This window comes from uncultured Thiodictyon sp., assembly GCF_903828115.1.
Lineage (GTDB): Bacteria > Pseudomonadota > Gammaproteobacteria > Chromatiales > Chromatiaceae > Thiodictyon.
In genome coordinates this window covers 1-6,301 of the sequence record NZ_CAIKKU010000030.1, presented here as the reverse complement: position 1 = coordinate 6,301, position 6,301 = coordinate 1, and the positions used below count along the sequence as shown (strand labels likewise).

Below are 6,301 nucleotides of genomic sequence, written 5' to 3'. Positions count from 1 at the left end.
TCTTTTGGTTCGGGGCCGGCACGCTTCTTCGCGTAGTCCTCCATCGCCCGTGCCATGGCATAGAGCAACTTCAGCAGGTGCGTCTTGCCGGTGTCGTTTTCGCCAATGATGACGTTCAGCGAGCCATGGTCTTGCCAGTCCAGTTGCTGCTGAAAGGCGACAAAGTTCTCGGCCTTTACTGATGTGAATATTTGCATGGAGTTCTCGAATCACCGGGCCGATATGGGTTTACTGAATGCGGCAAGCGGCCGCCTCCAGCGCCGGGGCCAGCGCATCGCGCAGCACGGCCTCGAGCAGGCGGCGGCTGTCGGTTTGGGTGGTGGTGAGGTTGGCTTCCAGTTGGTCGCAGACGGCCATCAGCTCGTCGACCTTGGCGACGATGCGGTGTTGTTCGGCGAGGGGCGGAAGGGGCAACCGTATTCGGCGAATTTTACCCACGCTAAGGTTGTACAGGCCAGCCGAAGTGACCGCCAACTGCTTCATTACCTCAACACCGATTTCCGAGTTTAGGTATAGCTCAGTAAACCGTGAGATAGCTGGATTTGCCGGCCGGCATCGGATGATGTGATTCTGGTGAATGCAGTCTATAATCTCGCCGTTCCAACGTGCACAGCGGCCAATCTCCGAAGCAGTCCCGTTTCCTTCCACTACTAATATGTCGTCCACCTCCAGGCGTAAACGCTCGAGTTCACCATCGAGTAGCTCAAACTGCTTGAGTTGGGACAGATCCAATCGACCACGATAAACGTTCGCGACCCCCACATAGCTAAATGCGTTAGTACGCGGAATCCGCTTTGGTGTCTTTTGTATACCACCTGTTACAAGAAAGCACTCATCGAGGCAAGTCCACCGCCATGAGACCGGTATAGCGAACAGGCAAACGGTCAAATCGCTCTCGGCGAGCGTCGATTGAATGCGCAGTCCGAGCCGCTCACCGATCTGCGCTCGGTCAGCCCGTAAGTCGGCCAAGAATCTTCGGGCTGGCTCATCATTCGAATCCTGCTGGACAAGGCGACCCCGGACGGCAAGGTTGAGGATGGTCCGGCGCAGGGCCATGATGTGCTCAGGCCGGGTGGTGAGGCGCGGCATATCTTGAAGAAACACAGGCTCACGCCAAGACGCCAAGACGCCAAGGGTCTTTTCATCAACTTCTTTTTCTTCCTTGGCGTCTTGGCGTCTTGGCGTGAGACCTTCTTCATTCTGCAGTTGATGTAAGCTCGCGCTCACCAGCCGGTCGCGCCGCTGCTCGCGCTTGTTCTGCGCCGCCGCCAGCCGATCACACAGCACCATCAGCTCGTCGACCTTGGCGACGATGCGGCGTTGTTCGGCTAATGGGGGCAACGAAATTGGAATGTCAAGCGCCCTCGCTTGATTGAGCTTTGAGCGGGTGGCACCGACAACCCGGCCCGCATAGTCAAACGTGTTTAGCCAATGAGCCAGAAACTGATTGGAAACCAGAGTCCCGCGGAATACATGGGCGTGATTATTCACCCATGACTTACCAGAGATCACGTAAGCTTTCGGTCTCAAGATATCGAAGAATGGCACGCCATCTTCACCGAGCAAGACAAGCTCCTCATCGAAAATATAGTCGTCAATCCATCCTTGTTGTTGAGTTGCACCGAAATAAGGAATCAACTCGAAAACAGCTTTTCCCTCAATGCGCTTGTCGCGTTCGTTGCCATTGACGGGCTCTCTCATGTAATCCAAGCAAACGGAGATCGCTGCGAGCCTTGTGTTGGACCAGCGTCGCGGAAGTGCGAACGGTACTTCGTCAGCCGATACTGGTCCCGTCTTTTTCTGTTCCTTTATCTTGCCGTCTTGTACCAGCTTCACCTTCTCAGCCTGAATCCGCTTGAGAAGTTCTGCCGCCGGTTCATCGCCGGGGTCCTGCTCTACCAGCTTCCCCCGCACCGCCAGATCGAGAATGAACCGCCGCAGCCGCGGCACCGCGTCGGGCGCCTCGGCGATACGGTCGAAGTGTTTCAGCAGGTATTCGGCGTTCAACTCAGCTATCTTCCTGTTCTTGAGCATGTCGCGGCAGGCTTGCCAGCAGCCCGACAGCGTAGCGCATGGCGCGTCAGGCCGTTTGACCGCCTTGACCATAACTCCGGCCGGTGGACTGCGCTGCGCTTGTCCACCCTACGAGGCTCGACGTGGCCGGATCAATGATCCGGGCCGTTCGGCTGTAGGATGGGTAGAGCGCAGCGAAACCCATCGTTATGTTCTCGACGCCCGCCGCGTCAAGTCTGGGCGCACCGGGGCTGGGCACCACCCTATCCCGCCGCTCCCATTTTCCTCCCTTGGCGCGCTTGGCGCCTTGGCGTGAAACACCTTTTCATCCCGCCTCAACTTCCTCCATGGCCCTGAGCAGCGCCTGGAGCATGAAGGCCACGAAGGGCGCGGACTCGGCGGCCTGGTCGGACGCGGCCAAGGACTGATAGTAGGCGTCCTGCCGGTCGCGCACGACGGTCTCCACCGGTAGGTAGGCCAGGATCGGTCGCCAGCGGCTCAGGATCAGGGTCTGCCAGAGCCGACCCAGACGGCCGTTACCATCCGCGAAGGGGTGAATGAACTCGAACTCGTAATGAAAGACGCAACTGGCAACCAATGGATGCAGTTCACCGCGCGCCAGCCAGCCCAGAAGATTCTGCATCAAGGTGCCGAGCCGGCTGGCAGGCGGGGCCATGTGCATCAGGGCGGCGCCCCGATAGATACCCACGCCGCCGCCGCGTAACCGCCCGACCTCGTCCATCAGCCCGCCCATCAGGATGGCGTGTGCGGCCAGCAGATCGTCCAGCGACTCGGGGTCCCAGCCGAGCAACTGGTCGTAGGCAGCGAAGGCATTGCGGACCTCCTGGATCTCGCGCGGCAGGCCCAGTACCCGCTTGCCTTCGAGCAGCGCGGTCACCTGCTCCAGGCTCAGCGTGTTGTTCTCGATGGCCAGCGAGGCATGGATGGTGCGGATACGATTGCCCCGCCGCAGGCGCGGGGACAGATCGGGAGCGGTGGTCACCGACCAACGCCCGAGGGTCTCGCCGATCTGCTCGACCAAGGCGAGGATCTCCGGCGTGATGGTTAGCGGCGGCTGATAGGGACTCATCGCAACAGCGCCTCGGCCAGGATGGCCTTCAACTGATCGCGCAAGTCGGCGGCCCTTTGCTCATCCTGCCCCAGCTTGGCCAGCAGTTCCTCCGGGTCGCCGTGGTCGTCGGCGACGGTGTGGGGGTTCTTGAAGTCGAGGTTGTAGCCGCGCGCCTTGATCGTGTCGAGGTCGACCCGCCAGGCCTGCTCGGTCTCCTGGCGGCCCTGGCGCTCGGGACCGCCCCACCAGTCCACGCAGCCCTGAAAGTGCTCCACCCGGATGGGCCTGGTCATGGAGTATGCCTTCTGGCCCGCGGGGACTTGGTGCTCGTAGAACCAGACCTCCCGCGTCGGCTCGCCCTTCTCGAAGAAGAGCAGGTTGGTGCCGATGCTGGCGTAGGGTTTGAAGACGCTGTTGGGCAGGCGCACTATGGTGTGCAGGTTGCACTCCTCCAGCAGGTGTTCCTTGAGCCTGGTCTTGACCCCCTCGCCGAACAGGCTGCCGTCCGGCAGTACGATGCCGGCGCGACCGCCGGGCCGAAGGAGCCGGATGAAGAGTGCCAGGAACAGGTCAGCGGTCTCCCTGGTGCGGAACTGGGCCGGGAAGTTGGACTCGATGCCGTCCTCCTCTTTGCCGCCGAAGGGGGAATTGGAGACGATGATGTCTACCCGGTCGTCCTTGCCATAGCTGATATAGGGCCGGGCCAGGGTGTTGTCGTGGCGCACGAAGCTCGGGTCTTCGATGCCGTGCAGCAGCAGGTTGGTGACGCAGAGCATGTGCGGCAATTGCTTCTTCTCCATGGCGCGCAACCCGGCTTGCAGCGCCTGCTCGTCCTCCGGCCGCTTCACGTAACGCTCGCGCATATGGCGAATGGCGCAGGTGAGGAAACCGCCGGTGCCGCAGGCGGGATCATAGAGAATTTCGCCCGGCCTGGGGTCGATACGACCGACGACGAAGCCGGTGACGGCACGGGGGGTGTAATACTCACCGGCGTTGCCGGCGCTTTGCAGGTCGTTGAGCAATTGCTCGTAGATGTCACCGAAATGCTTGCGCTCGAACAGGTCGTTGAAGTCCACGCTACTGATCTTGTTGATGACCTGACGCAGGAGCTGGCCTGACTTCATGTAGTTGTAGGCGTCCTCGAAGACCGCCCGCACCACCCGGGCGCGGTTGGCGTAGGGGCCCAGCGCGGGCAGCCCCTTGAGGGCGGGAAAGAGGTCGTCGTTGATGAAGCCGAGCAGCTCGTCACCGGTCCGGCCCTCCGGGTCGGCGGCCCAAGTGCGCCATTGCAGTCGCTCGGGGATGGGCGAACGGTAGTCGTCGCGCATGACCTCCAGTTCCTGGTCCTGGTCGTCGATGATCTTGAGGAAAAACATCCAGCAGAGCTGAGAGAGGCGCTGGGCGTCGCCGTCGACGCCGACATCCTGGCGCATGATGTCCTGGATGGATTTGACGGTGGTTCTGGCGGACATAGCGTTTCCGGATGCGTCAAAGCGGTAGTAATTAAGAGTCTCACGCCAAGGCGCCAAGACGCCAAGGAGGAGAAGAGGTGGTCATGCCTCCAATATCGATCTATGTGTGTGCGCTTTCTCCGCTGATGATTATGGCGACCCGATCCGGGAACAGGGCGCGATCACTCACCCATTTCTTCTCTTCCTTGGCGTCTTGGCGCCTTGGCGTGAGCCCCTCTTTCTCCTCTTCCTTGGCGTCTTGGCGCCTTGGCGTGAGACATTCTTCCTCCTATATTGCGCGATTGTTGATGACCCGATGGATTCCCGTCTTCATCAGCGCTTCGCCGAAGTTGACCAGCAGACCGAGGCGCAAGCCGGTTATTCGCAGATAGGTCAGCAATTGCTTGCTGTGAACCGGCATCAGCCGCTCGACCGACTTGACCTCGACAATGACTCGCCGACAGGCGATCAGATCGGCGCGGAAGCCCTCCTCAAAAACCATTCCTTGGTAAACGATCGGAATGCCTACCTGCGCCTGCACGGAACAGCCGCGTTGCTCCAGCTCATAAGCGAGCACCCGTTCATAGACGCTCTCCAGGAGCCCAGGCCCTAAGTCAATGTGGATCTTTAGGCAGGCATCGACGACGAGCGATGCAATCCGGTCGTCTTCCGCACTTGGCTCTTCGTTTCTTAGCGTCTTGGCGCCTTGGCGTGAGACATTCTTTTCTTCATTCATGCTCATTACCCGACATCCTGATACAGCGCGGCTTGCAACTCGTGCACGGACTGCTCGAAGCCGGCCTTGGTGCCGAATGGTTTGATGAGTTGAAACGGTGTGCCCATGGCACTGAAGGGCGGAATCTCCAGCACCCGGACGTTGTCGAGCCCACTGACGATGCCTTCGTCCTGGTACTTGTCGAGCAGCGCCTCCAACACGGCGCGGGCCTGGGGGCCGTACTGGGTGAACACGTCGCCCTTGCTGACCTTACCGGCGCGCTCGCGGCGGGTCAGCGGCGGTTGATCGAAGGCGATGTGACAGATCAGGTCGAAGGGGTCGAGGTCCTTGCCCACTTCTTCGAGCAGCGGGTCGAGCAGCAGTCCTTCGTCGGCCAGCTCCGCGATGATGACATCCTTGCGCTCGGCGCCGCGCCAGCGCCGCAGGAAGTGGTCGAGGCTCGCGTACCGGCTGCGGATGGCGCGGCGGGAGTAGTCGCGCAGGCTCTCGGTGACGAGCTTGCCGTCTTCGTCGAGGTACTCGACCCGCTCGGCGAGAACCGTGACCGGCCGGCCCTTGATGTAGTACTTGGCCGGTGGTTCGGCGACCCCGGGCGGCAGGCTGATGTCCGGCGGCTGCGGGGCATCGACGACCGTCTCGTCCGGGCCTGGCTCCGCCGGGATGGGGTCCTCGCCCTCGTCGACCGGTGGCACGTCGTCCGGCGGGATCGGGGGATCGTCCTCACCGGGTTCATAGATCTGCACCGGCTCGCCGTCGAAGTCCGGGTCGGCGAAATGGTTGGTGGCCTTGCGGAAGTCGACCAGGGTGAAGTAGTACTTCTTGCTGTCCTCGTGCACCCGCGTGCCGCGCCCGATGATCTGCTTGAACTCGGTCATGGAGCCGGCCTCGCGATCCAGCACGATGAGACGGCAGGTCTGGGCATCCACGCCGGTGGAGAGCAGGCGCGAGGTGGTGACGAGCACCGGGTAGATGGACTCGGGGTCGATGAAGTTGCCGAGCTGGGCCTGGCCGTCGGGGTCGTTGCCGGTG

General features: G+C 61.4%; 6 protein-coding genes. All 6 read right to left on the bottom strand.

Annotation, left to right across the window (positions count from 1 at the left end):
* A partial coding sequence (locus tag QZY48_RS01085) for an AAA family ATPase (RefSeq protein WP_295426594.1) occupies nucleotides 1–197 on the bottom strand: 197 nt, incomplete at its 3' end.
* A 31-nt stretch (nucleotides 198–228) separates the two neighbouring features.
* Nucleotides 229–2,007: a restriction endonuclease subunit S gene (locus QZY48_RS01080; RefSeq protein WP_295426593.1), complete on the bottom strand. Its 1,779-nt coding sequence runs from the start codon at nucleotides 2,005–2,007 to the stop codon at nucleotides 229–231.
* Between the two features lie 331 nt (nucleotides 2,008–2,338).
* A complete protein-coding gene (locus QZY48_RS01075) occupies nucleotides 2,339–3,103 on the bottom strand; it encodes a Fic family protein (protein WP_295426592.1) in 765 nt (254 codons plus the stop codon).
* Entirely contained in the window at nucleotides 3,100–4,557 is a 1,458-nt protein-coding gene (locus QZY48_RS01070) for a class I SAM-dependent DNA methyltransferase (RefSeq protein WP_295426591.1), read from the bottom strand. The genes QZY48_RS01075 and QZY48_RS01070 overlap by 4 nt, the downstream gene beginning before the upstream one ends.
* Before the next feature lie 268 nt (nucleotides 4,558–4,825).
* Nucleotides 4,826–5,278, bottom strand: a complete 453-nt coding sequence (locus QZY48_RS01065; protein ID WP_295426590.1) for a GxxExxY protein — start codon at nucleotides 5,276–5,278, stop codon at nucleotides 4,826–4,828.
* A partial coding sequence (locus tag QZY48_RS01060) for a type I restriction-modification enzyme R subunit C-terminal domain-containing protein (protein ID WP_295426589.1) occupies nucleotides 5,278–6,301 on the bottom strand: 1,024 nt, incomplete at its 5' end. The genes QZY48_RS01060 and QZY48_RS01065, both read right to left, overlap by 1 nt.